General features: G+C 41.0%; 25 protein-coding genes. 7 read left to right on the forward strand and 18 right to left on the reverse strand.

Annotated elements, in window-relative coordinates; translation table 11 throughout:
- Window positions 1-5 precede the first annotated feature (5 nt).
- The 13 genes from sctT to OGV89_RS06350 form a co-directional block, all read right to left on the reverse strand.
- Entirely contained in the window at window positions 6-767 is a 762-nt protein-coding gene (gene sctT / locus OGV89_RS06290; RefSeq protein ID WP_003844085.1) for a type III secretion system export apparatus subunit SctT, read from the reverse strand.
- A 10-nt stretch (window positions 768-777) separates the two neighbouring features.
- Complete coding sequence (gene sctS / locus OGV89_RS06295; protein ID WP_003844086.1) at window positions 778-1,038, reverse strand: type III secretion system export apparatus subunit SctS; 261 nt, start codon at window positions 1,036-1,038, stop codon at window positions 778-780.
- Window positions 1,039-1,041: 3 nt separating this feature from the next.
- Complete coding sequence (locus OGV89_RS06300; protein ID WP_003844087.1) at window positions 1,042-1,731, reverse strand: EscR/YscR/HrcR family type III secretion system export apparatus protein; 690 nt, start codon at window positions 1,729-1,731, stop codon at window positions 1,042-1,044.
- A gap of 9 nt (window positions 1,732-1,740) precedes the next feature.
- The gene (locus tag OGV89_RS06305; protein WP_003844089.1) at window positions 1,741-2,661 is read right to left on the reverse strand and encodes a FliM/FliN family flagellar motor switch protein; all 921 of its coding nucleotides are present in this window, start codon (window positions 2,659-2,661) and stop codon (window positions 1,741-1,743) included.
- Complete coding sequence (locus tag OGV89_RS06310) at window positions 2,658-3,581, reverse strand: hypothetical protein (RefSeq protein ID WP_003844090.1); 924 nt, start codon at window positions 3,579-3,581, stop codon at window positions 2,658-2,660. The genes OGV89_RS06305 and OGV89_RS06310 overlap by 4 nt, the downstream gene beginning before the upstream one ends.
- Window positions 3,569-4,018: a hypothetical protein gene (locus tag OGV89_RS06315; RefSeq protein ID WP_046671145.1), complete on the reverse strand. Its 450-nt coding sequence runs from the start codon at window positions 4,016-4,018 to the stop codon at window positions 3,569-3,571. Before OGV89_RS06315 ends, OGV89_RS06310 begins: the two co-directional genes overlap by 13 nt.
- Window positions 4,008-5,309, reverse strand: a complete 1,302-nt coding sequence (gene sctN / locus OGV89_RS06320; RefSeq protein WP_032939141.1) for a type III secretion system ATPase SctN — start codon at window positions 5,307-5,309, stop codon at window positions 4,008-4,010. The genes OGV89_RS06315 and sctN overlap by 11 nt, the downstream gene beginning before the upstream one ends.
- Window positions 5,309-5,713: an InvB/SpaK family type III secretion system chaperone gene (locus OGV89_RS06325; RefSeq protein WP_003844095.1), complete on the reverse strand. Its 405-nt coding sequence runs from the start codon at window positions 5,711-5,713 to the stop codon at window positions 5,309-5,311. Before OGV89_RS06325 ends, sctN begins: the two co-directional genes overlap by 1 nt.
- Before the next feature lie 4 nt (window positions 5,714-5,717).
- Entirely contained in the window at window positions 5,718-7,748 is a 2,031-nt protein-coding gene (locus OGV89_RS06330) for an EscV/YscV/HrcV family type III secretion system export apparatus protein (protein ID WP_200003408.1), read from the reverse strand.
- Window positions 7,749-8,066: 318 nt separating this feature from the next.
- Entirely contained in the window at window positions 8,067-9,194 is a 1,128-nt protein-coding gene (locus OGV89_RS06335) for an HrpJ domain-containing protein (protein ID WP_172724444.1), read from the reverse strand.
- Window positions 9,195-9,197: 3 nt separating this feature from the next.
- A complete protein-coding gene (gene sctC, locus OGV89_RS06340; RefSeq protein ID WP_226988877.1) occupies window positions 9,198-10,922 on the reverse strand; it encodes a type III secretion system outer membrane ring subunit SctC in 1,725 nt (574 codons plus the stop codon).
- Window positions 10,923-11,149: 227 nt separating this feature from the next.
- Complete coding sequence (locus tag OGV89_RS06345) at window positions 11,150-11,932, reverse strand: helix-turn-helix domain-containing protein (RefSeq protein WP_182317042.1); 783 nt, start codon at window positions 11,930-11,932, stop codon at window positions 11,150-11,152.
- Between the two features lie 15 nt (window positions 11,933-11,947).
- Window positions 11,948-12,316, reverse strand: a complete 369-nt coding sequence (locus tag OGV89_RS06350) for a hypothetical protein (protein ID WP_003844110.1) — start codon at window positions 12,314-12,316, stop codon at window positions 11,948-11,950.
- A 231-nt stretch (window positions 12,317-12,547) separates the two neighbouring features.
- Here OGV89_RS06350 and OGV89_RS06355 point away from each other — a divergent pair, with 231 nt between their 5' ends.
- The 6 genes from OGV89_RS06355 (at window position 12,548) to OGV89_RS06380 (ending at window position 16,506) form a co-directional block, all read left to right on the forward strand.
- A complete protein-coding gene (locus OGV89_RS06355; RefSeq protein ID WP_075206734.1) occupies window positions 12,548-13,825 on the forward strand; it encodes a PrgH/EprH family type III secretion apparatus protein in 1,278 nt (425 codons plus the stop codon).
- A gap of 26 nt (window positions 13,826-13,851) precedes the next feature.
- A complete protein-coding gene (sctF, locus tag OGV89_RS06360; RefSeq protein ID WP_003844113.1) occupies window positions 13,852-14,139 on the forward strand; it encodes a type III secretion system needle filament subunit SctF in 288 nt (95 codons plus the stop codon).
- 79 nt (window positions 14,140-14,218) lie between these two features.
- Complete coding sequence (sctI, locus tag OGV89_RS06365; RefSeq protein ID WP_226988878.1) at window positions 14,219-14,530, forward strand: type III secretion system inner rod subunit SctI; 312 nt, start codon at window positions 14,219-14,221, stop codon at window positions 14,528-14,530.
- Complete coding sequence (sctJ, locus tag OGV89_RS06370) at window positions 14,527-15,258, forward strand: type III secretion system inner membrane ring lipoprotein SctJ (RefSeq protein WP_286558322.1); 732 nt, start codon at window positions 14,527-14,529, stop codon at window positions 15,256-15,258. Before sctI ends, sctJ begins: the two co-directional genes overlap by 4 nt.
- Before the next feature lie 59 nt (window positions 15,259-15,317).
- Window positions 15,318-15,854: a hypothetical protein gene (locus OGV89_RS06375; protein ID WP_003844117.1), complete on the forward strand. Its 537-nt coding sequence runs from the start codon at window positions 15,318-15,320 to the stop codon at window positions 15,852-15,854.
- Entirely contained in the window at window positions 15,847-16,506 is a 660-nt protein-coding gene (locus OGV89_RS06380; protein ID WP_046671156.1) for a type III secretion protein HrpE, read from the forward strand. Before OGV89_RS06375 ends, OGV89_RS06380 begins: the two co-directional genes overlap by 8 nt.
- Window positions 16,507-16,581: 75 nt before the next feature.
- On the opposite strand, the gene OGV89_RS06385 is transcribed toward OGV89_RS06380, so the two are convergent.
- Genes OGV89_RS06385 through OGV89_RS06395 form a run of 3 tightly spaced genes read right to left on the reverse strand, consistent with a single transcriptional unit; the run spans window position 16,582 to window position 19,691 of the window.
- Window positions 16,582-17,406 carry an IpaC/SipC family type III secretion system effector gene (locus tag OGV89_RS06385; protein ID WP_230127288.1) on the reverse strand — a complete coding sequence of 275 codons (825 nt, stop codon included), beginning with the start codon at window positions 17,404-17,406 and terminating at the stop codon, window positions 16,582-16,584.
- Entirely contained in the window at window positions 17,399-19,177 is a 1,779-nt protein-coding gene (gene sctE / locus OGV89_RS06390; protein ID WP_044700287.1) for a type III secretion system translocon subunit SseC family protein, read from the reverse strand. The genes OGV89_RS06385 and sctE overlap by 8 nt, the downstream gene beginning before the upstream one ends.
- Window positions 19,158-19,691, reverse strand: a complete 534-nt coding sequence (locus OGV89_RS06395) for a SycD/LcrH family type III secretion system chaperone (protein WP_052739221.1) — start codon at window positions 19,689-19,691, stop codon at window positions 19,158-19,160. The genes sctE and OGV89_RS06395 overlap by 20 nt, the downstream gene beginning before the upstream one ends.
- Before the next feature lie 209 nt (window positions 19,692-19,900).
- Here OGV89_RS06395 and OGV89_RS06400 point away from each other — a divergent pair, with 209 nt between their 5' ends.
- On the forward strand, window positions 19,901-20,938 hold the full coding sequence (locus tag OGV89_RS06400; protein ID WP_003844127.1) for a hypothetical protein: 1,038 nt from the start codon (window positions 19,901-19,903) through the stop codon (window positions 20,936-20,938).
- A 98-nt stretch (window positions 20,939-21,036) separates the two neighbouring features.
- Here OGV89_RS06400 and htpX read toward each other — a convergent pair whose 3' ends face one another.
- Complete coding sequence (gene htpX / locus OGV89_RS06405; RefSeq protein ID WP_003034964.1) at window positions 21,037-21,918, reverse strand: protease HtpX; 882 nt, start codon at window positions 21,916-21,918, stop codon at window positions 21,037-21,039.
- Window positions 21,919-22,110: 192 nt separating this feature from the next.
- Entirely contained in the window at window positions 22,111-24,159 is a 2,049-nt protein-coding gene (gene prc, locus OGV89_RS06410) for a carboxy terminal-processing peptidase (protein ID WP_286558324.1), read from the reverse strand.
- Between the last annotated feature and the right edge of the window lie 11 nt (window positions 24,160-24,170).

Consider the following 24,170-nt stretch of genomic DNA (forward strand, 5'->3'; position numbering starts at 1 on the left):
TATGCTTAATTCTTCGGTAAAAAATCACTTAGTCGTAATCCTGTCAACTGGGAGATAAGTAATGGTGTTAAATAAATCAGCAGTACGAAAATGGCGATAACGCTCTTTAATGTTAATGCGACAGAAAAAGCATTCAATTGTGATGCGAAGCGTGAAAGTAAACCAAGCGCACATTCTGTGACAAATAAAGCGACGACGATAGGCCCTACCAAAATTAAAGCCTTCAGCATTAACTCATTAACAAGATGAACAACTTGCAGTGCTAATGCTTTGTCAAAGTGAAAGGATTGTGCCACCGGAAATATTTGATAACTTTTTTTTATCGCCTCACAAAGCGTAACCATTCCGCCACTTAGCATAAAAGTCGCGCCGTAGAAATAGTTCATAAAACTGGCGAAAACAGATGTTTCTACCCCTATCCCTGGATTCATAGTACTACTAATAGTTGCTCCGCGTTGGTTGTCAATGACCTCACCTACCACCAAAGCAATCCAGAATGGCACTGACAGGCAAATACCACATAGTAAACCAATAATCGCTTCCCGAACGATAATCACCATTGGTGGTGCCGCTGGCGCCAGTGGAAACTGTACACTCAGCAAGGGCAAAAAACCGAGAAGCATAAAACACGTAATTACATTTTTGGCTAACATGCCCCCTAGCACCTGGCTGTTAAACCAGGGCAAGAAAAATGTTATTGGCAGAAGTCTGGCCATCCCAATAACAATCAACAGGATATATTCATGGTAGAGCACATAAACATTCATAGGCGACTCATTAGGGTATCTGAAATGCCATAACCAATACTTCGGCAGCGAAACTTTTCAGGCTGGAAACAAACCAGGGTGCAGTCATAAAAAGCGCGGCACATACCGCCAGCAATTTTATACCAAATGGCAAGGTCTGTTCCTGGATATGAGTAATTGCCTGAAGAAGGGCCACAACTATCCCCACCACTGTTGCAACAATAACCGGAACTGAAGATAATATTAACACCATATATAGTGCTTTATTGCCTATATAAAAGATATTGTCCATTGTTTATGCCGCCGTTTTCCATAACGCTGCGTACTGCATGACCATTCCGGTCGCAATCTTAGACCAGCCATCAATGGCAACAAAAAGTACCAATTTTATTGGTAATGATATTGTTACAGGACTCATCATCATCATGCCGAGAGCCAACAATACGTTGGAAACTAACAGATCCACTACAATGAAAGGAAGATAAACATAAAAACCTAAAACAAAGGCGCTTTTTATTTCACTCAATGAATAAGCCGCTAACAGCGTAAATAACGAGCTATTATCAACTGTTGGTTTAATCCCAACAACTTGATGATCATCCGTTACGGGATATTGCTGCTGATAGATATTGCTAAAAAATGTAAGGAGTTCTTTATCAGAAAACCGGTATAAATAATTTTTATATCCAGAAAGGCCGTTATCGATGAAACTTTGCACTGACTCAACATTATCGAAAGAGATACCTTCCTGGCAATAATAATCATAACTCTGCAGGGCAACAGGCGACATGACAAAAGCAGTTAAGAGTAGTGATATGCCATTCAAGGTCATATTGGATGGCGCCTGCTGTAAGCCAATGGCGTTGCGTATCAATGAAAAAACAATAGAGAATTTAATAAAGCACGTTCCGCCCGCAATGAAAAATGGCAATAGTGTCGCAAGACTCAGAATCCCTACCAAACCAATGCTATTATAATCCGTCATAATTTCATCTCACAATGTGTTGTAAACTTCCTCTATTTCCACCGCCAAACGATCATTCAGCAAAACAAGTTCTCCCTTTGCCAACGTTCTACCCTGAACCCGGAGTTCAACATCAACTTTGTTGCCTCCCAGACCAATCTGGGAATCTAATACATCGCCGATTTGTATTTTACTAATTTCTGCTAATGTCATGGTTGTTTCACTGAGTACAAACTCAATGTTTAGTTTGAGTCCATCTGTGGACCATAATTTATCAACAAGAGCATTATTTGTTTGAATATCCATAATATCCTCACTTACAGTAAAATGGTGTTGTTCATATTGGACTGCACAATAATCTATGTTTCCGACATAAAGGTAAATCTGAACATTTGTAATCCACAAGGCATCACCAATGGCCAAATTTTCGATATCCCTCACAGGTAACGCTGTGAATCCGAGAGATATTTTGATGGGACAAAGCAAATGCTGGCAATTGTTTACTATTTCCGTAACCTGCACATCTAATGAGGTTAGGGATGTTTTTGGAAACCAAACTAAACCGGCATTGTCACCTGCACTGTAGAATTTTTCATGCAGAGGAATCTGACATTCTGGGTCCTCAATAACAACTTCAGCAATAGGTGCAGAAAACCACTCAGTCCCTAAGGAGAGATTCGATAACAACTCACTATACAGCGAAGAAATAAATTTTTTTCCCATCTGCTGAACTGAAAATCGAGCATCCTCCATGCCATATTTCTGTAAAAGCTTTTCTGCAGAGACAAAAAAAAATACCTCCGTTCCGGCGTGAAGACCACTACAGCGGATGAACGCTCCCTGCATTCGTTTCTGATTTGTTAGCAAAGGGATAGCATTGCGTACGCAGTACTGCATGATCAGGTTTTCTGTGACATCCAGGTGCCGTAAACACGAAAGAATGGTATTCACGTCTCCTCCTCCTCGTCATTTAGAACATTCTGGTTTGCTTCATTCTGCTGCTGCGAATTCTGCTGATTCTGAAGATAGTCATTTGACGTCGACACGGCACCATCTACACGCAATCCGTGCAACGGATGTTGCTGTTGGAAATTTACCAGTTGTTGTTCAGTTTCAATGTCCGATGGCATAATTTGTATTTGCGTATCAGATTTATTCTGAGCGTGTTCTATGCGTACCTGGGCTTTTTGTTGAGTAGGAAAGGTCCAACTAACTTCGGTCACATTCGATTTCGTGTTTACCGCAAGCGTTACATTTTTGGCGGACTTTAATTGCTGCTGGTTAACTGCCTCTTTTCCACGTTCTCCAGATAACAGCTTTTCCGTTACCCATCCGGATTCATCGATAACCTTGTCAGGCACTGGCATAGCAGATAGCACTGTCACCTCTGAAGATTCATTTTTTTTCTTATCAGATCTCTGAGTATTCTCTTGATGTTGCGGGTCCGCTGCGGTAAAAATTGTTGCCGGCCCACTGTGGATTAGGGTTTCTTCCTTTAATCGTCCTACATCAGCACTGGCATGCTGGCTAATAATCACTGTGGAAATACGTGTTGACACATTAGATACTGAATTATTGCCCGTACGAGCCGTTTGTATCTGCGGTACGGATTTGGCCAACAGAGGCGATAATAGTGGTTCCCCAGCTAATATTACCGATGTCGCAATCTGGACAGTTTGCTCGGTGTCCTTGTCTCCTTTTATCTCATCTTTGTTACCGTCAAAGGTCTCAATCTTAGTACTCTTTTTCAACTTGATACCAGTATCATTCAATAATTTCTGAATAATTCCATCAATAGATTGCACGCCGTCACAAGAGCACATGTTTTCTGATAAATGTGTTTTCACTGATGATGCTTTTATATTTTCCATGAAATACATTCCTCTATAGAATATTCTTCCTGAGAAATTCTTTTGACACTACGCAGACGTTTAAATTTTTGTTGGCATAAAGACCACTTTCGTTTTTTACGTTCATAGTTGGCGCGTAATTGCAACAGATGTGATTTTTTATCTTCTTGTTCATGTTGACTTGCAACTAACTCACTTTTTTCGGCATCCAGGCTATATAAAACTGATAGCAGTAATGATTCTTTTCTTTTAATAGCATATATATTGTCTTTAGTTATTTCACTCTCTGTAACTCCATGCCATAAGTTGATGATACATCCATCAGTCTCCTTATGACGCTCAGCATTAACAATCAGCAAGTTTTTTAATCGTTCAATTTCGCGTTCAATACGTGTCACTTTCAGAATAAGACTATCGCAGTACGTTGAATACAGATTTTCCATACTTTTATAAGGCATACAGTAACTCCAACATTTCTGTAAATGATGTTTTATCTTCCATTTTTTGCTGGAGAAAATTCTTTATAATGTCAGTTTTCCCAACAATTAAATCTGTGGCTGGGTTTTCACCCGGTTGGTATTCACCTAATTCAATCATCAGCTTCAATTCGTCCAGTTTTGACAAATTATTTCGAAATAAAGATGCAGCTTCACGTTGTTCATCAGATGATACTGCACGCGTTACACGACTGACGCTACGTAATACATCAATTGCCGGATAATGTCCTGTACCAGCCAGTTTTCTGGAAAGATAAATATGCCCATCTAGAATCGAGCGCACTTCATCCCCGATGGGGTCTACTTCCTCTTCTTCTTCAAGCAATACCGTATAGAACGCTGTAATGCTGCCGAATTGAGTTTTACCACTTCTTTCCAGGATCCGCGGCAAGTTATCAAAAACAGATGATGGGTAACCTCGTCTTGCGGGCATTTCTCCAGCTGAAAGCGCAACGTCACGAAGCGCACGGGCATAGCGTGTCATTGAATCAATCATCAGAACAACATTTTTGCCGGCATCGCGAAAATATTCTGCAATAGTGGTTGCAATAAGCGCTGCATTCCGTCTTTCAACAGCGGGCCTATCAGAAGTAGAATAGACGACTATGGTTTTATCACGCTTATCCTCCGGGATCCCTTCAGCTAAAAACTCGGTAACCTCCCTGCCTCGTTCACCAACAAGCCCAATAACGTAAACATCTGCAGATGAATGGCTGATGATCATCGTCATTAAGGACGTTTTTCCGGCTCCTGCACCAGCAAAGATCCCTACACGTTGACCTATGCCGCAAGTCAATAACCCGTCGATAGCTCTGACACCTGTCGCAAATAAGCTATCGATTGGTCGGCGCTCACTATAATCTGGTGGAGATTGCATAATGGGTCGAAGCATTGATAAAGGAGCATTGTCAGGAACTGGCGACGCAAAACGTTCACAAATCTTGCCTTGTGCATTAATAACTGTACCCAGAGTATCCATCGATACTGAAAGTGAAAAAGCAGTACCATCTGGAACAATAATATTGGAGCATGAAATACCATCTGAACCGCCCAGCAGACACAGCACAGCATTGCCCTGACTAAAACCGATTGTCTCTGCTTGCCCAATAATCCGTGAATCGTTCAGAGAGCGATAAATACAACATCTTTCCCCAATAAAAGTATGGCGCAAAGGGGCAGTAATGATCGTCCCTTGAATCGATGTGATCCTGGCATTACAATCAAAAATATTACTCAGCAAGATTTCCTGCATTATTTTAGCGCCTGGCTAAATGCTTCTACACTATCATAAAACTGGTTCAAAACATCCGCCAGTAACTCACCTTGTTCAATTGTATTTTCACTTAAAAATACTCTTAGAACGAAACTTCCATCATCTTCAACCAGTTGTAACTGGCCTGTCATACTCCAGTCACAAGTTGCTACTAATGATTCGATAAGTTGAGAGGCAGCATTTAATAACGCATGATGATCATATTTTGCAACAGCACTCCAAAGAACCACAACACCGTTAACAGTACTAAACATAATTGATGGTTTTTCACCAAAACTGAGTTCTATTGTGGAATGATGGTCTATATCAGCGACCAACGATGGATCACACCCCATTATCTCAAGCGCCTGTTTTAGAGTATCTGAAATTTTTGAAACATCCATTTAATTAATCCACCATTTTGATTACGTTAACTTTAACACTTTCTGATATTTCGCCAAATGAAATGACATCCAGATCAGTAAATTGCGACATTATCAAACGTTTAGTATAGCGTCTGATATCAACTGCAGTTAAAAATACAACATCCTTTCGTGAAAGATTCAATAAATGATGCTCGAACCTATCAATAACAAACTCATTATCTGCCGGTTCCATATTGATAAATGATCCAGAAGCAGATGTTTTAATTCCCTTTCGGATTTTATTTTCAATCTCAGGTGATAACACCATAACTGATAATACATTTTCAGTGGAAAACTTATCCGAAATATAGCGCGCTAGCGCACTGCGCACATGCTCTACCAACTGGATCGTATCTCTCTCTTTCCCGCCCCACATCGCCAACGCTTCAAGCACTGCTTTCATATTTCTTACTGAAATACGTTCACTTAACAAACGTTGTAAGACTTCAGATACTCGCTGGACAGTACAGTGCCTGTACGTTTCCTTTAATAACTCAGGATACTGGCGTTCAAATTTATCCATGATGTTTTTGGTTTCCTGAATGCCAAACAACTCAGGGATCTGTGCGGTCACCAGCAGCTGAAAAGAGAGCATCATTTCATCTTCTGCCGAACGCAACGTAAATCCCAAAGATGAACATAACTCTTGGTTCTGTTCAGCGACCCAGTATTCTTTTTCATTTCCATATTCAGTGATGATTATATCAATGCCTGGAAAATCAATAATGCCATCAAGATTCAAAAGTTTGAAATATCCAAATTTAATTGGAAATACACCTGCAGTAACTTCATTGATCAGGACAACAACATGGTTTAACTGTACGTTTGGGCTCATTATTACACTGACTTTCGGGAGTTCAATGCCATAGTTAAGATAAAAGTCCTGTGAAAAGCGCATGCCAAAATGTTCAATATCCAGATTGCTAAAATCCTGCTCTGGGAGCATTACCATCAACGGTACAGTTTCAGGTATAATATTTGCTGTGGGCAAAAGTGTATATCCTTCACTACCAGAACTCCCTCCTGGCTCCGTTTTTATACTCCCGAAAGACGTTGCCTTCTTTTTAGCTTTCACAGTACGGTTAAAAAAAACAGCAAGAATGATGCTGGCTATAAGCATAAAAACTATCAATGGAAATCCCGGAAGACAACCAATTAAAATGGCTACAATTGCCGTTACAATCAAAACAAAATCACGTTGGAAAATCTGATCAATGATATTGTTACCCAGATTTTTCCCATCCTCACTAACCCTTGTTACCACAAAGCCGGTACCGATAGAAATAAGTAAAGCGGGAATCTGAGCGACCAAAGCATCGCCAATTGTTAAAATCGTATAGACATCGGTAGCCCCACTAAAGGACATACCATGACGACCCATACCAATAGAAACGCCACCAATGAAATTGACAAAGATAATCACAATGCTGGCAATTGCATCACCTTTGATAAATTTCATTGTACCATCTAATGCACCATACAGTTGGCTCTCCTTTTCCAGCATGGAGCGTCGCCGCTGGGCATCATCAGCATCAATATTTCCCGCTCGCAAGTCTGCATCAATACTCATCTGTTTACCGGGCATGGCGTCCAGAGAAAAGCGCGCACTAACTTCTGCAACACGCTCTGAACCTTTTGTTATAACAATAAATTGAAAAAGTGTAACAATTGAAAAAATGATAAAGCCAACAACAATATCCCCTGCAATAACAAAATTGCCAAATGTTGTAATAATATGTCCTGCATCAGCCTGCACCAGTATCATACGGCTGGTACTGATAGATAACGCAAGACGAAAGAGCGTTGTAATGAGCAAAAGGGAAGGCAATGCAGAAAATTCCAACACTTTCTGTATATAAAACGTGCCAATGAAAATTAAAATAGAAAATGTAATATTAAAAGCTAATAGTACGTCAATAAGCCATGTTGGTAATGGTATAATCAACATTGCTAATATTAATATCATCAATACAACCAAAAATAATTCTGGTTTCTTTGCTATTTTTTGCCACATATGCTTCTCAGACTACGCTATGAATGTTAATTACACTCTGTATACTTTATAAATCTGTCGTATATAAGTGTTATGTCTATTTTTTTCTGCAATACACAATAATAGACTTTATCATGATGCGATAGAACTTGTTCATTGTGGCTAAGCATCTCACTGTTATTATATATCCATGCAGAAAGATCGATCATACCTATAGGCATTTCCACCATTACAAAGTACCATACTCCATATCGGCAACAGCGGAATATATTCCCCTTGAATGTTACAGAAATTTCTTCTCCAGCCAGCAAATTGCTTACATCATCTTCCAGTCCGTTATTAACCATATGTCCTTCCGATATGAGTAAAACGAGCAAACCCGTCGATAATCATTGCAAGAGTATTCTCAACATTCATTTTTATTTTTTCAGCATCGGCCAAATCATCTGCGAAGATCGCAAAAGGAAGTGGCTTAATAGCAGAGTAAATTTGTTGAGCAAAGTTGATTCTATCACTACCTGCATAATATCTCATACAGTTGTTAATCAGTTCAATCGTTAAATTCTTAGCTTCATCAGGTTGCAAAATAATATGAAAGAAGAAATCAAGCAATCTGAAATCTTTTTCATTGGTTGATGGAAGATACTCACCTTCATTCATTTTCGACATAAACATCTGATCTGCAGAACGAAGTATATTCATTCTGAAATTTGCTTCAAGTAAAGTTCCAAATTCAAGTGAACTGCATGAGGGGTCGTAACTATTAATATCACAATGCAGTGCCTGAGAATAGTAATCCAGTACAGCATAGCGATTTTCAATGCCAAATTTTTCAATCGACATCTGGTATATTTCTAGTGGTTCAAGGTTCTGTGTAATAAAACCTTCATAAGCTTTACGCAATGACTTTTCATTTTGTTTTAGTTGCAAACTAAATTTTTTGGTTGTATTTGCACTGTTAATACCTGCTTTTATCTTTTTCCTGTCAGGTCCCTTCATCAGATTTTCAAGTGCTGATTCCAGAATATCCGAAGAAATATCAGGCAACTCATCATCTTCTTTTTTCTTCTTTTTCATTAAAATAAACGCATGAAGAAGTAAAGCAATTTCTGTCGGATCGGCGAATAGCTGATGTAGATAATTTAATAATTGTTTTGCCGTCGTTGCTCCAGCTTTGGCAAAATCATTGATTTTTACTACACAGTTTGGTGTTTTCTCCTTTATTGAGGCTTCGCAGTCTTCAGCAATACTTTCTGGTGATGAAGGTTTTGCCTTCGCCGCACGGTTATTCTGCAGAAAAGAACTCAATAACGCTGACATATCATCGGCCATAGTCATCGCAATTGAAAAAGAACCTTTCTCCACTTTCATCTCAGCATCATCTTGCATCTTTACAAGGGCGGTGCTTAAATCGCCAATCCCTCCCGCACTTCGAACGCGGGCCATTGGCAAAGATTCTAATGCCATGTTCTACCCCTGATGAGTTGGTGTTATAAAAACATCTTGATTAATTTTTTTCGTCATATTCTGATAATTGTTAATGGCATCCCAGCCATCGTTAATGTAACCATCAAGCGCATCTTTGTTGATAAAATCATCTTCTAGTATCCGGGGCTGAATCAAAAAGAGTCTTACTGCCTTTGAAGAATTGTTTGTCTTTGTTTTAAATAAACTACCGATAAATGGAATATCGCCAAGCAATGGGATTTTAGTAACGCCATCAGACAACTGATCGCGTGTATAGCCACCAATTAGAAGATTCTGCCCTGCAGTCACCCGAGCCATGGTACTGATAGCAGTATTCCCCACAACCGGTAACTGATCTACCGTTGCAGTATCACCTTGATCGTCTGAAACAGTATTTCCATCTGTAATGTCAATGTTCATTTCAACGAGATTGTTATCATCTGAAATCATTGGAACAACATTGATGGAGGTACCGTAGGTAACCGTCTGGAGCGAAACTTCTCTTTCCCCCATCAATTTGACATAAAAACTACGCGAATTGTCAAAGATAGCCGGAATATTATCCTGAGCCAGGATAATGGGGCGTGATACAATATTCGCCTTATTCCTCTGACTTAGTGCGTTAACGGTTGCCAAAAACATATCACTTTGCGAGCTTGTTAAGATACTTGTGGCATTGAAAAATGTCTGGATGTTAGAACCGACTTTATATTGCCCTTGCCAATTTACACCTATTTGTTCTAAGTCATCCTTATTAATATCTATAATCCAAAGTGAAAACTCGACTTGCTTACGAGGAACATCAAGGCGTGCAATAATATCTTTTATCATGTTAACTTGATCTTGCGTACCTTTAATAAGCAAACTATTACGACCTGAAAATGGCAATACTTTAATCTCACTTTCAGAAAACATGCCATTATCGTTAAATTCTGCACGCACGCCAAAGTCAGATTCTTCAAGGATCCCTGTTTCGACTGTAGACTCAGGTTTATTTTTCTTTTTCACTGCAACATTACTTTTTCCTTGAATTCCATTATTAGAAAACAAGTTGTTGATTGTGGTAGCAATACCTTGCATTATTTTCGTCTGACCGCGATAGCTATAAGTACGATCATCCACGAAAACATGCCGCAGTTTTACAGTATCAATAACTAATTCACTGTTAGATGATGAATACCCCTCTCCCATAAAGCCGGCTATGCCAACTACGATTTCAATATATTTAGGTGGCCCGGAGATATAGAGTGTATTTGATGGCATATTCATTTTAAGTGGATATCGTGGATCATACATACCATTGCTGTGCAAGAAATCCTCCAGATCTCTGTAGCTTCTGGCTGGAAAATGAATGATTGCAGTTTTAGCTTCTGAGGCTTCATATATATAATATATTGAACCATCAAAGTACCAAATTAACCCTAAGTCATGCGTAATGCGTTCAACCATTTCCATTGGTTTGTTAAGATCAAAACGACCTGTCACCGAATATTTTTTTGCACGGGAACTTACAATAAATGGTTTATTAGTTTGTGATGATATCGCTTTAAAAACAAAATCAACACTCTTATTATTGGCAGTAAATGTGTTAATTTGTTCCGTTAAAGTAACATTGTTACTATGGGTCAATTGGCTAATTCCATTACTTGTTGAAGTATCCTCAACAGCAGAAACCACTCCACTATAGCTTAGTATACCCAATACAATGAGTGTACTTAAATTTTTCATTGCGGTTTCAGTCCTGAAAAACATTGATATATCCATCCATGAAAGACGTGAGAAACTCCATATTCGAGCATTCAAGTGGAAACAAACAAACTCGGCCGTCATTAATACCTATTCTACACGCAAAAAATTGATTCAATTTCATCACTAACATTGAGAGAACCGCATACTTATCAATAAAACATTCGTCGGTTAGCAGGAACAACTCATACTTTTCGGAATGACAGGCGTTATAATTTTTCATTTATCTTCCTCAATGAGGATGGTGTCATGCCAAAAGAGGATAAGATAACCTGATTCAAATGTGACTGTGAGCTAAATCCATTGTTCATTGCTATATGAGTAAGGCTTTCTTTTGTCTCTACAATATCCAGCATTGTTTTTGTCAATCTCCACGCCTGCATTCTATTTTTTGCTGTATCACCGAAATATAATTGTGTTTTCTTTCTGAAATTCGAGTATGACAAACCGTAACGTTTACTTAAGTTAGTAACATTGCCAATATCACTATTGATATAATTTCCTATAAGATAGCTTGCGATCATATAAGACTCTTGCTGTCGTATAAATTTGCATAATGAAACAAAGTCAAAATCATCTATTCTTCTGATGTACCTAATAATAAATAATTGTTCTAGTTCTGAATACCGTAAGCATACATTGCCATTGTGCTTATTTTGAGTACCAGAATTCCTGTACGTATTTTCGTCAGAATAACCCTGATACGCAGCATCAAGAAATGCAAGCAGCTCAGAAAAATACCCTATATTTACAGTGCCCGTTAAAATTCTTGACTGTTGACAATAATCTCTGATCTGGCGACCATAGACTAATTGCTGTGAAAATCTTCCCTGTTCGCCAATCATCCAGATATGATTTTCACACGGCACATTCTGAAGACATTGATTCTTTTTATTTTCAGCGCATAGTGAGACGCATAGTATAAATTTTTCCGATAACTGTCTGCGACTAATTTGATTTCCTGGATACCACTTAATCCCTTTTACTTTCATGGCCTATATCCATATTTATTCAGAGCCCAGGTTGGCAGAAATAGTCATACTTCCGCTATCGTTAACATCAGCCATCATGGCCACGGCGTCCGTTACACAGATATTTAAAAAATGTTCCAGATTTTGGTCAGTGCTATTGATCGTTAAGATTTTTGACTGAAGATTCCAATGAATTTCGGCATCTGGATGTTGAGTCTCTGCAAGATACTGCGTTGCACAGTACACAAGCTGTTGCCTGAATAAACGCGTATGATTAGTAATATGTCCGTCAGGCACCAATGCGATGTCTCTTACTAACGGTTTTTTTACTGTGCAACCGAACAGTACTGTTGATAAAATAATCACAATAAATGACAATGTTCCATTATATGCACTAATATTCATATTTTAGTTCCCTTCCTTGGGATCAATTTTATCTTTTGTTTCGCTTCTGAATAACTTTTTTATCCCAGGAGCCTTAGCTTTCGGCATAGGATAGTGTCTTTCATATAAATATCACATAAATTTTTATTTATTTTTCTTTTTTGTTGAATAAATAAATGTTTATTCTTTTCATTTTCTATATCCCTTAAACTACTTATCAGGATTGTAGCCTTGTCTTTGTACGGGATTTTTATGGAAGAGATTTCGCAGCACGTAGGTATGGATTACCTGCCCCACTATGTCATGAAGGTGCTTTCTGGCTCGATGTATGGAGTAGACATTCCATTACCTCACAGCGAAAACGTGCATGTCCGCTTCATGTCACAGCAACAGTTATTAACTGCGGAACAAAGTGAACAGCAGTCTATTTTTAGCAGCCTCAACACCGTTGTCGTCCCAGCCCCCGAAGAGCAGAGTACCTGCTTTCTGTTGTCGTTCATAACTTCTTCGGGAAGTGATACAGTGGCAGTGTCTTGCAAGTTACTGTCACTCGACGGGGAAGACTCCCTTTCCTCGCAAAATAGCGGAGTGACTTTAGATCGAACTTTAAGCCTAAACAGCCCTGTTAAGATTGGTCCGATAACTATTGCCCTAAAAATCAATGATGAATCCTGGAATCAGGACGTTGTAAACTATTCCAGAGAGCCGTTTTCTGCTCTGCATCAGGATGAAAACATTGCCGATACTTCATTTACTAAAGTATCAACCGATAAATCATATTTTCGTTGCCAACTTTATTGGTTGATTTTTCTCAGCACAGTTATCCTTGTTGTAGCCGCCGCTTCTTTCATCGGTTATTACGCGAAGGTGGATAATAGTGCTTCAGTACTGTCTTTATTGTCTCCTGTTGAACCTGATATCGTTAAACTTAAGGATGGCAGTATTTATGTCATTGTGATGAACGATACCGACGCCGGCTGGGGCTGGCAGGAACTTAATAAAAGTAATATTAATACAGAAAAAATTCATATTGTATCGCTTGAATCGGCTCGCCTTGATCTCTCGGCAATGCTCCACGATCTGAAGATCCCATTCCATAAAATTGAACTTACTGATTATTCAACTTTAGCAATAATATTTAGTACAGAACGTTGTACTGAAGATACGTGTAATAAGCCATTTAACAATCTGATTGGTAAGAATTATCCGTGGATAAAAAATATAATCATTGGTTCATTTGCCGATCAAGAAATTATTGTATCTGCTAAACGTAAACTCAATAAATTAGGATTTCAGTTTACAACAGACATTACACCTTTAAGAGCGAGTTTTATTATTCATGGTGTTATCGAGAGAGAGCAGTATTCTGTTATCCAGAATTTGATAGACAGTTTTAGACAAAATTTTGGTGGTGAATATGTTCAGTTTTATTTTGGATTGGACGAACCTGGGCTACGGCCGTTGACCTATCGGAACGGTGATGACAGTTATGCCATCATGTCTGATTACCACTGGCTTTATCCCTATTGATATTATAGAAATATGAGGAAATTAATATGGTTAGATTTGATAACATATCGCATGATGCAAGCACTGTTGCTAATGCGGAGTTTGGCACGGGATATATTAGCAACATGTCTTTAGGATTTGAGCAAGGTACTCAAGATCTTAGATTATCGCTGGATCAGGCATTAGAGGTTTTACAAAAAGATCCCAGTAACCCTGGAAATCTGGCGGCATATCAGTCTGCATTATCTGAGTATACTCTTTACAAAAATGCGCAGTCGAATGTTGTGAAATCTTTCCGTGATATTGACCAGGGTATTATTGCTAACTTTAAATAATAAATGATGTGCGGCAAGGTAGGTCCGCTGCTTTTGCCGCTTTCGATTTATTCTACGGACAGGGAGTACTATCGTGGGCATGTTTATTAATCAGATATCACCACAGTCATTACAGGCACCAATTTTTTCAGAATCTCAACCCTCTTTGGTTACGGGGGATTTGATTGATCTAGATACGCGTTTAGCTGAAGAAGTCTCCAGACTGGCAGTAGGTACCCAGGTTGAGAAAGACAGAATTACCGCCGCATTGAATAACCCAGCTGTCACTTCTGACCCAGAGCAACTTGCAATATGGCAAAACAAACTGAGCGCTTATACTATAGACACCAGTTTATATAGCACGCTGGCTCGTAAGGGTGTTTCCGCAATCGAAACATTAATAAAAACATGAAGAAATCATTTAATATAAAGACCGCACTGTTGCTACTTATATTTCTACTTTGTGGATGTAATGAAAAATTAGCTGACCAATTATCTGAAAGGCAAGCTAATGAAATCATTACACTTCTTGAGTCGAATAATATTGATGCTTTCAAGGTTGATAGTGGTAAAGGGAAATATTCCATTCAAATTTCCTCAGAAAGTCTGGCTTCAGCGACGGTATTACTGACTGCTTATAACCTTCCCTCCGCTGAAGATATTGAAATATCGCAACAATTTCCTGCGGATGCTATGGTGTCAACACCCCTCGGTGAAAAAGCGCGACTGATCTCGGCTATTGAACAGAGACTGGGTCAGTCACTGCAAGAACTGGAGCATATCACCAGCGCCAGAGTGCATTTGAGTTATCCTGGTATTAGCCCTGAAAATAATGACTCATCTTCAATGGTGGCATCAGTATTGATAACCTATCAGGGAACAATTGATGAAGCAGCTTATACAGATAAGATACGCCTATTTATAAAGAACGGATTGCAGGATATGCACTATGAAAATATATCGGTGGTTATGTTTCGCCAAACCGCGCCCCTTAAGTTAGTGAGTATCAAAGCTTCACATCCGCTATGGGGCTACACCATAATCATTATATCCTCAGTTCTACTATTATTTTTGATTTTGCTAGGTATGTTATGGCCCCGTATATCTCAGCGTTTTTTTTCTAAGAAAGAGACAGAGTAACCTATCACAATATTTTTATTAGCGACGATTTCTATTCGTCGCTAATTAATGGATACACTATGAGTGAAATAATTATGCTTAGCAATATTGTGCTAATGCCGGCTAACTGGGCGAATACTACCAGAGTAGCTAAATGGTGCAATTTACCACGAACTATTGTGAACAGACTTCTGTTACCACATAACACTATTGATATTGACCTATTGCAACTCTCAGAACAAAATATGTTCTTTATTTCTCGCTGGGAAAAAATCTATAGTGCAGCGATTATGGTCGCATCACGACAACTTGCTCCTATGTTCGTACGGTTTCCCGCCGCCTTAACGCTTTTAACTGCCAAACAGCGCGCTTTCCTGTATATCCCCTGGTTTTCATCTTTACCCATAAACCAAGAATACCGCCAACCTGATCTCGCTATGCTTGAACAGTATGCATATACATTGTTGCTAAAAGCGATGCACAATCGATTACCCACTCCTCTTATCCCTTTACTGGCATTATTTTTCTCTGATGAATGTCAAGAGCCTGATATCAGAGATGACCAAATCTATTCTGAGGAGTATTTTCTTTTTTTACGGGCCATAGAATATGCTTAGACAAATTTCACTACCGAAGCAGTATCCTTTGCCAGATACCCCGCTTATCAAAGCCAAATGGCTGAGTACAGCGACGAGCGCATCCAGGCTTGAACAGATTGCCAGGAAACATGCTCAACATATTCTCCGTGATGCAAGAAATAAGGCTGATGAGTTACGTTCCCTGGCATGGACGGAGGGTTATTGTCAGGGAATACAGAAAGCATCACAGACTGTAGTCGATTACGTCAATAATATTGAATCTACAAAATCACATTTACTCCAACATTCACAAGAGCAACTGGAGAAACAGTTGCATCAATTATTTGCCAGTGAGGCCGGTATAGAAAATATACTCGCACTTTTAGCTCATTACCTATCACGTGATGCTATTGCAGACACCAAAGCTATCGTTTCATTCCCTGCTCATGCCATTCGCTCAGCCAAATCCATCAGTGACAATTTCAAGCAGTCCGGAATTGATGTAGAACTTCGAACATGTCATGCTGAAGAGTTACGGGTAGAATATGGACAGGAAATATGGTGCTGTGATTTTCTGCGCCAACCATCACAGCTCGCTAAATTGGCTATTACCGCGTCTTTTGCTACGCTGAGTATTTCTGAATGCCTTGAAGTATATCGTCAGCAGACAGTAGAATCTGTTTTGGAATAATCGACTTAGAACTTTTATTTTTGACCGTATAAAAGGCCCGAAACATACCGGGCCTTTATATACATTAGTTAGTAATCAGGCTTTCAGATTGCTACTTACTGTAGAAACCAGATCGGCTGACGAGTGTCTTATATCAGCCATCAGAGAAAGAAGGCTACTCATAATTTGTGCAGCTTTTTGGGCCGTTTCTCTACTCATCTCCATGGTTTGATCCATCATTTTGCCACTTGCCTGCAGGGACGTCTGCTCTGCTTCAGAATTTTTCGTTCCCATACCAAACGCGCCTTGTTCTGCCTCAGAAAGACCTCGTCCCAATCCCATAGCCCCTTGGCTAACAGAGGAAGCGTGAGCCTGGTTTTTTAAGAAACCCGTCCCCGCCCCCACTCCCGAAGCAGCCATCTGAGTAGTACCACTAGTAATACCCGATGACAAAGCCAATACCCCCTGCTCACGTAATTCATCTGCCGCAGCATTGGTGAAATCTTGGCTAATTACACCGAGCTTGCCGGACATCTTATATCCAGCAATTGAAGATTCATTTTCTGACTCAATCATGGCAATCAACAGCGTCAGCAGTGAACTGGCTTTTGGCATTGCTACGGTTATCACATTACCTGTGCTGTTATCGCTGCTGCCTAAACCACTATGTAACTGAGTAAGAAGTTGCTGAGCCTCTTTCCACACTGCGGCTTTGTCTTCTTTAGTTCCGTCCACACCTTTGTAGCCATCGCCTACCAATTTCACTAACGTCTGGTAGGCCTGAGTATCTTTAATGTTCTGTCTACTATCCGTACGGGCAACATCTACATTCTCACTTGTATTAAGGTATACATTGCCCGTTGTCACTGAATTAACCGATCCAACCATGATATTTATCTCCTTTTTATTAAATTTATGCACGAGTATGTGCCAGAATTTGTTTACCTACCTGCATGGACATTCCCGCTTCTTCCGTTTCATTTGTAATGATCGCGTTCATGGTTTTCATTGTGTTACTGTAGTTTTCAACGATAATATCCATAAACCTCTTTACAAAATCGTTATCTTTCATAATTTCCAGCAATCTGGCAGAAATATTATCGCGTTGTTGTTCATAAACACCGCTAGTAATTGAATAAGCGCCATTATTAATTCCACTGGCTGCAAGTGAAGTTCTGAAAGTATATTTTGACCCCATTTTTATAGCACTTCCAACGCCTGATTCTCCATGATTTGAAAGGCCTCGTAAAATCGAGTTTGTCATATTGCCTGCGAATTTATTACCCAATAATTTTGCCCCTCCCCCCAACACTACCATAGCGGCAATTGTTGTTAATAACATCGTTATTGATGCAAGAATAGAGGCAACGAGTTCATTCGCCCCCATAGCTTCAAACATTTTAGCAAATCCACTCACAACTGCATTCATCGCTTTCGCCATAAAGGACTCACCCGTTGCAGCTTTTGTGATTTGATCCGATATCATGAGGGTCGTGCTAGCAATAAACAATATAGCCATCACGCCACCGGTAAATAGTGCAGAAATGGCACCGGCAACCATCATCACACTCATAATTACTTTGCCAAGAATACCAAAAATCTTATGCATCCTTTTTTGTTTTTCTGCGATTTTATCTGATTTCTCAGTTTCCTTTGCCAGTTCAGCCTGTTTTGCTGACTGTTGACTTTTTGCCAGCTCCATATTCGTCTTTAAGGTTTCTTCGTTACATTTACCTAAGATAGTCACTAACTGTGCCATCATAAGGTCGACTCGATTAATGCTACCTGTATTATCGTTATTTACATTCCGGGTGCTAACTGTCGCATTCCCCAATGTGTCCTGCGCTACTTTCAGCATCTGAGTTGCCGTAACCACCGCTTGCTGTTTTTCCTGAGCATTCTCAGTGGCATCATTTGCCGCTGTTTGCGCCTTGCTTTTGACATCAATCGCCTGCTGGCATTTATCAGAAGCCACGTCCACTGCCTGCTGTGCACTTGTCATCCTATCTGCAGCCGTTTTAATCGCTAGTGTTTTTTCCGTATTGTTGCTGTAAATCGCGTTCAGAGCGTCGTTATATGCTGTTTCCGATGAAGTAAGAATATTCAGGGCATTGTTCAGCGACTGCTCAGCGTTGTTTAGAGATGTTTCAGCTTGTAGCAAATGGTCGTCAGCCTCGTTTACGGTCTTTACAGCCTCGCTATAAGCTAAATTTGCCTGCGTCAACGTCTGCTGTGCGTTTTCGACATCTTGCGACTTCTGAATAAGTGCTGCTGATGTGGCGCTTCCCATCAACTGTGTCGCTGTGGCACGAAACATTTGCCCGACCACAGTAGAATCCCCCAGTTTCACCGCTAATGTGGCCAGAACCTGTGTCAGAGAATAGGTTGATGATTGCGTCTTACCTCCCGACATCGTGCTATTCGTCTCACTTGCTTGCGACTTAGGTTGCTGGGATGATCGCAGCGTCACACTTTCAGGAGAACGTAAAGTCGGTTTCCATGATTCACTGGTCATGGCTAATTTCTCTGCGCGCGTAACCAATTTTTGCTGGACAATTTTCTGCGCCGCATTTCCGTCACTGCTGCTTGTAGAACTAATGTCCTTTTTCGCGGTAGTAATTCTTTCGACATCACCTTCACTAGTTACCTGCTGGGTAACCAGCGTGACAGGCTTATTTGCTATTCCGTACATGGTAATGATCCTCATCACTGTCGTTAATCTTTGTTAGCGCCTTAAGATATACTTCGGCACGCTTGACCAGCTCAGGATCCTTTTCGTGAGCCACGACCTCTCCAAATGAGTCGCGTGCTTTCGAATAGTTATGTAAGTGCATATAGCACTGCCCTGCTTCAAAAATGGCGCGCAAATTATCATCATCAAGTGCATAGGCAATCGCATAGATATCCAGTGCATGCTTGTAGTCCTGCTTTAACTGATAAACGGCGGCCAGGCCAAATGCGTAATCAGGATTATAGAAATCATACATCATTAAAAATTTAAAAAAGTGCTCCGCTTTTTCAATTTCTCCTTTTTGGTAATACTCGTATGCACAGGCGTAGAAACCGTTCATCAGGCTATCTGGAATACCATACAGCTGTTTGCGGGTAGCTCCAGACTCAAATAAATCTTCAATAAACTGTTCACGATTTTCTTCAGCAATTTTGCTGAGAAGATCCTCCATCAAAACATCATTTCCATTGTCCATAATAAATTTAGATCCATACAAATAATAGATGATTGTTATTCTATAATTATCACTCCATTCATTATTGAAATAAATAAATAAAGATTTAGAAGATATGCACTTAGGTTGACACATAGAGAAATCGAAGCACTTTTTGAAAGAAATCCACCCACCGTGATGCCATCCTACACGTGACACTTGATGATTAACAAAACTACAAGGAGATGTATATGCCTGGTGCAGTTAAAACATACTCACACAATGTTTATAGCCATTATAAAAGTGATTTTCACAGGCAAAGAGAAGTTAAGAACCATAATTTACTGTCCGCATGTTTATCAGCTATCGCTAATGTCCCTAAAAATATTAGCATTAGCAAAACCCTTCAAAAAACAACAGCAGATTTGGCGCGTAGTAATGCTAATCGTGTAGATATCCCAATACACTCGTTCAATAATAGAGGTGTCATGACTCTAAATGAGAATCGTGTAAAATTAGAGATACACACAGCTTTAAATATAGGTAATGCTATAACAACCTTTGAAAATAAATACAAAACTGATTCCCTCAGCGGAAAAAATTTAGAGGCTTATAATGTTCTAAAAGACAAAATACAGGAGTTTAAAAACGATTTTGATGCTCAGTTCAAAAAAGGTGAAGCGATTATTAACAGTATAGAAACCTGTGCAAAAATGGTCGATGCTAAAACAATAGTTCCCATTTTCGATGCAATGTTTAATAAATATACTCAATTGAAGGAGTCACCGGTTAGGCAGACTACAAATCTTGATGTTGATACTATCAGGACCTCATTAGCTAACATATTGAACACCGAATATAGAACATCTGACATTAATATGGCAATTAGTGAGCAAGGTAATGCAGCAGGCCAAATTATCAAAAGATTTCTTTCGTCCTCTCGATCAGTGCATATCAGTGATGTTAGCATCGCCAGGCTTGAACAACCTGCTTTTAATGACTATATGAATAAACAGCTTCAGGAGTTACCAGTAAATGACCGCGAGTTGACATTATCCTTATATAAGGCTTTCACTACAAACCTAAATAAGAATATTTTGTTTGACAAGGATTTTACTTCTACTTTTTTCGGGCAGGCTATTATAGTTACAAATGATTTTGTAAAGTCCTGTCATACTGAGACGGACAGTTTTAAGGGGGAGGGCCGCGATAATTCAGTTGGAAAAGCTCTTAATTCCGCATGTGAAAAATTTGTTGAATATGTGAAAACCACCTTACCTGAAGCGTAGCATTTTCTTCGAAAATAACAATGCTGCTCTCTACCAGCGGTGGTTTAAGGCTAACAAATGAAGGGCCACGATGTGGCCCTTTTATAAATCCAGGCAACCTACTTCAAATATTCCCCACTGCGTAGCGCTTCAATACGTTTGTCCAACGGGGGGTGAGTCATAAACAGCTCACTCAACGATTTGGATTTACCATTGATGCAGAACGCCATCATACTGGTCGCTTCCTGCGGCTCATAGCTGGTTTTCAGGCGCTGCAGCGCGGCGATCATTTTTTCACGACCCACCAGTTTTGCAGAACCGGCATCCGCATGGAATTCACGATGACGTGAGAACCACATGGTAATGATGCTCGCCAGAATACCAAACACCAGTTCCAGCACCGTCGCCACCGCGAAGTAGATCAACGGGTTACCGTTGCTACCCTCACCCTCATCACGGTTTCCGCCCATAAAGCCAGCGGCAATTTGCGCCAGAATACGTGAGATAAAGATAACGAAGGTGTTTACTACCCCTTGAATGAGCGTCATGGTCACCATATCGCCATTGGCAATGTGGCTGATCTCATGCGCGATAACCGCTTCGGCTTCATCCGGGCTCATGTTTTGCAACAGGCCAGTACTTACAGCCACCAGCGAGGCATCCCGGCGGGCACCGGTCGCAAACGCGTTAATATCTGGCGCGTGGTAGATTGCAACCTGTGGCATAGCGATCCCGGCCTGGCGGGCCTGATTCGCAACTGTATTCATCAGCCAGCGTTCTCTTTCATTGCGAGGCTGTTCGATCACTTCCCCGCCAACGGACTTTAACGCCATCCATTTGGACATCAGCAGCGAAATGAAGGAACCACCAAAACCAAACAGCAGTGCCATGATCAACAAGCCTTGAACGCTGCTTGACTGGATCCCTGTCAGGCTCAATACCAGCCCGAAAACGACCATCACAGCCAGGTTCGTCAGCAGGAAGAGCGCGATTCGCATCATAATTTTCTTTTAACCTCAATTTAACAAAACGCACTATGCGATTACCCATATCGTATGGGTCTTATGACTATTTTCAAGCATCCATAGGTGCTAAGTCACCAGAAAGACACAACTTTACATTTTATCGTATCAGGCTGACGTCTTCATGCACTTGTTAAAAAAACAGGCACAATTTCTTGTGCCTGTTCGAGGTTATTGACTGGTTGCGGGCTGTTCCGCTGGCTTCTCTTTCTCAAGATGCGCCAGGTCGAGCGCGATTTTTACCGTTTCATCCAGGTACGGATCCGGCTCCTGGTAATCCTTCGGCAGATCGTCCAGTTTCTTCAATGGCGGTTTGCCTTCACGTTTAAACCGATCGTTGATACGCGCCAGACGCATTGCGTCATCTTCGTTATTCTCTTTTTCACGCTGAGCGTAATTCAGAGAAGCGATGTTGCGCTTATCCTTCATCGCATTGAAACGCGCAATGTCCTTCATGATGTACTGGAATTCAGGATCTTTGGCAATACGTGCATTGTGCTCTTTCAGCAATTCAGGTCCGAACGGCGTCAGATTATCTGACTTAGTGTAGGTCGCAGCATCAATGCTGTCCCACGGCAGTGCGTTATCTTCAAACTTCTCGCCGGTTTCAGTTTCTTCATTACCTGTCGGCATGATGATATCCGGCGTAACGCCCTTACGCTGCGTGCTGCCACCGTTTACGCGGTAGAATTTCTGTATCGTATACTGAACAGAGCCCAGCGCAGGCCATTCCGGTCGTAGCATCTGATCGTAAATACGGTTCAGGGAGCGATACTGCTGGACGGTGCCTTTCCCAAAGGTCGGTTCACCAACGATCAACGCTCGGCCATAATCCTGCATTGCCGCCGCGAAAATCTCTGATGCTGAGGCACTGAAGCGATCGACCAATACCACCAGCGGGCCTTTGTAGTACACAACGCCGTCGGTATCGCTGTCTTCACGCACTTTACCGTTATTATCACGAACCTGAACCACCGGGCCGGAAGGAATGAACAGACCGGAAAGCGAAACCGCTTCAGTCAGTGCACCACCACCGTTGGTACGCAGATCGATGATAATACTGCTGACATTTTGTTTTTCCAGTTTCTGCAGTTGGACTTTGACATCATCAGTCAGACCTACATAGAAGCCAGGAATATCCAGTACGCCAACTTTTTCTTTACCAACGGTTTTCACGGACATTTTCACGGCGCGGTCTTCGAGACGAATACGTTCACGCGTTAGCGTCACGGTGCGCGTCTTGGTACCTTTACCGGCAGGCAGAATTTCAAGGCGTACCTTGCTGCCTTTAGGTCCTTTGATCAGTGCCACGACGTCATCCAGACGCCAGCCAATCACATCGACCATGCCCTTGCCCGTCTGCCCGACGCCAACAATACGATCGCCAACGCTGATCGCCTTGCTCTTGGCTGCCGGACCACCTGCCACCATGGAGTTAATGACGGTGTAGTCATCATCCATTTGCAGAACCGCGCCAATACCTTCTAAAGACAAGCTCATTTCAGTATTGAACTGCTCGGTATTGCGCGGAGAGAGATAGTTAGTATGCGGATCGATTTCACGGGCGAACGCTGTCATCGCCAGTGAGAACACATCTTCGCTGTTGGTCTGCGCCAGACGGCGAATCGCAAATTTGTAGCGGCGCGTCAGCGTTTCGCGAATTTCCGCATCGGTTTTACCGGTCAGCTTCAGGCTGAGTTCGTCAAATTTAACCTTACCGTCCCACAGCGCATTAAGCTCTGCTTCGCTCTTCGGCCACGGCGCTTTGCTTCGGTCGAGGTTAAACATGTCGTTACCGGTAAAATCCATCGGACGTGCCAGTACGCTTAATGCGTACTGATAACGTTCAAATCGGCGTTTTTGCGCCAGATTATAGAGATCGTAAAAGACATCCAGCTTGCCGGTGCGTAGTTCATCGCCGAGGACCGTTTTCTTTTTTGCATACTGTTCGATATCGCTCGCCAACAGCACATTGTGGCTGTAGTCGAGCAAATTCAAATAGCGGTCAAAAATTTTTGCCGAAAACGCCTGATCCAGATCGAACTGGCGATAGTGTGATCGCGTAAAACGCGACGTCACACGTTCGCTTACCGTCGCATGCTGGGTTTCTTCCTTTAAAACGGGGATTTGATCGGCACGCGTGATGTCTTCCACAGCAAGTGCCTGGCCTGCTAATGCAAGCAGACCAGCTAACGCAGTAAGCCTAAAAAAAGTGTTCATGCCAGGCCTGG

The sequence above is a fragment of the Citrobacter sp. Cf125 genome (assembly GCF_030333935.1).
GTDB lineage: Bacteria > Pseudomonadota > Gammaproteobacteria > Enterobacterales > Enterobacteriaceae > Citrobacter > Citrobacter freundii.

Bases quoted from the DNA above. Each gene is read 5' to 3' on its own strand.
- sctT (WP_003844085.1), bottom strand. From the start codon at position 767: ATGAATGTTTATGTGCTCTACCATGAATATATCCTGTTGATTGTTATT.
- sctS (WP_003844086.1), bottom strand. From the start codon at position 1,038: ATGGACAATATCTTTTATATAGGCAATAAAGCACTATATATGGTGTTA.
- OGV89_RS06300 (WP_003844087.1), bottom strand. From the start codon at position 1,731: ATGACGGATTATAATAGCATTGGTTTGGTAGGGATTCTGAGTCTTGCG.
- OGV89_RS06310 (WP_003844090.1), bottom strand. From the start codon at position 3,581: ATGGAAAATATAAAAGCATCATCAGTGAAAACACATTTATCAGAAAAC.
- OGV89_RS06315 (WP_046671145.1), bottom strand. From the start codon at position 4,018: ATGCCTTATAAAAGTATGGAAAATCTGTATTCAACGTACTGCGATAGT.
- sctN (WP_032939141.1), bottom strand. From the start codon at position 5,309: ATGCAGGAAATCTTGCTGAGTAATATTTTTGATTGTAATGCCAGGATC.
- OGV89_RS06325 (WP_003844095.1), bottom strand. From the start codon at position 5,713: ATGGATGTTTCAAAAATTTCAGATACTCTAAAACAGGCGCTTGAGATA.
- OGV89_RS06330 (WP_200003408.1), bottom strand. From the start codon at position 7,748: ATGTGGCAAAAAATAGCAAAGAAACCAGAATTATTTTTGGTTGTATTG.
- OGV89_RS06335 (WP_172724444.1), bottom strand. From the start codon at position 9,194: ATGGCATTAGAATCTTTGCCAATGGCCCGCGTTCGAAGTGCGGGAGGG.
- sctC (WP_226988877.1), bottom strand. From the start codon at position 10,922: ATGAAAAATTTAAGTACACTCATTGTATTGGGTATACTAAGCTATAGT.
- OGV89_RS06345 (WP_182317042.1), bottom strand. From the start codon at position 11,932: ATGAAAGTAAAAGGGATTAAGTGGTATCCAGGAAATCAAATTAGTCGC.
- OGV89_RS06350 (WP_003844110.1), bottom strand. From the start codon at position 12,316: ATGAATATTAGTGCATATAATGGAACATTGTCATTTATTGTGATTATT.
- OGV89_RS06355 (WP_075206734.1), top strand. From the start codon at position 12,548: ATGGAAGAGATTTCGCAGCACGTAGGTATGGATTACCTGCCCCACTAT.
- sctF (WP_003844113.1), top strand. From the start codon at position 13,852: ATGGTTAGATTTGATAACATATCGCATGATGCAAGCACTGTTGCTAAT.
- sctI (WP_226988878.1), top strand. From the start codon at position 14,219: ATGTTTATTAATCAGATATCACCACAGTCATTACAGGCACCAATTTTT.
- sctJ (WP_286558322.1), top strand. From the start codon at position 14,527: ATGAAGAAATCATTTAATATAAAGACCGCACTGTTGCTACTTATATTT.
- OGV89_RS06375 (WP_003844117.1), top strand. From the start codon at position 15,318: ATGAGTGAAATAATTATGCTTAGCAATATTGTGCTAATGCCGGCTAAC.
- OGV89_RS06380 (WP_046671156.1), top strand. From the start codon at position 15,847: ATGCTTAGACAAATTTCACTACCGAAGCAGTATCCTTTGCCAGATACC.
- sctE (WP_044700287.1), bottom strand. From the start codon at position 19,177: ATGTACGGAATAGCAAATAAGCCTGTCACGCTGGTTACCCAGCAGGTA.
- OGV89_RS06395 (WP_052739221.1), bottom strand. From the start codon at position 19,691: ATGGACAATGGAAATGATGTTTTGATGGAGGATCTTCTCAGCAAAATT.
- OGV89_RS06400 (WP_003844127.1), top strand. From the start codon at position 19,901: ATGCCTGGTGCAGTTAAAACATACTCACACAATGTTTATAGCCATTAT.
- htpX (WP_003034964.1), bottom strand. From the start codon at position 21,918: ATGATGCGAATCGCGCTCTTCCTGCTGACGAACCTGGCTGTGATGGTC.
- prc (WP_286558324.1), bottom strand. From the start codon at position 24,159: ATGAACACTTTTTTTAGGCTTACTGCGTTAGCTGGTCTGCTTGCATTA.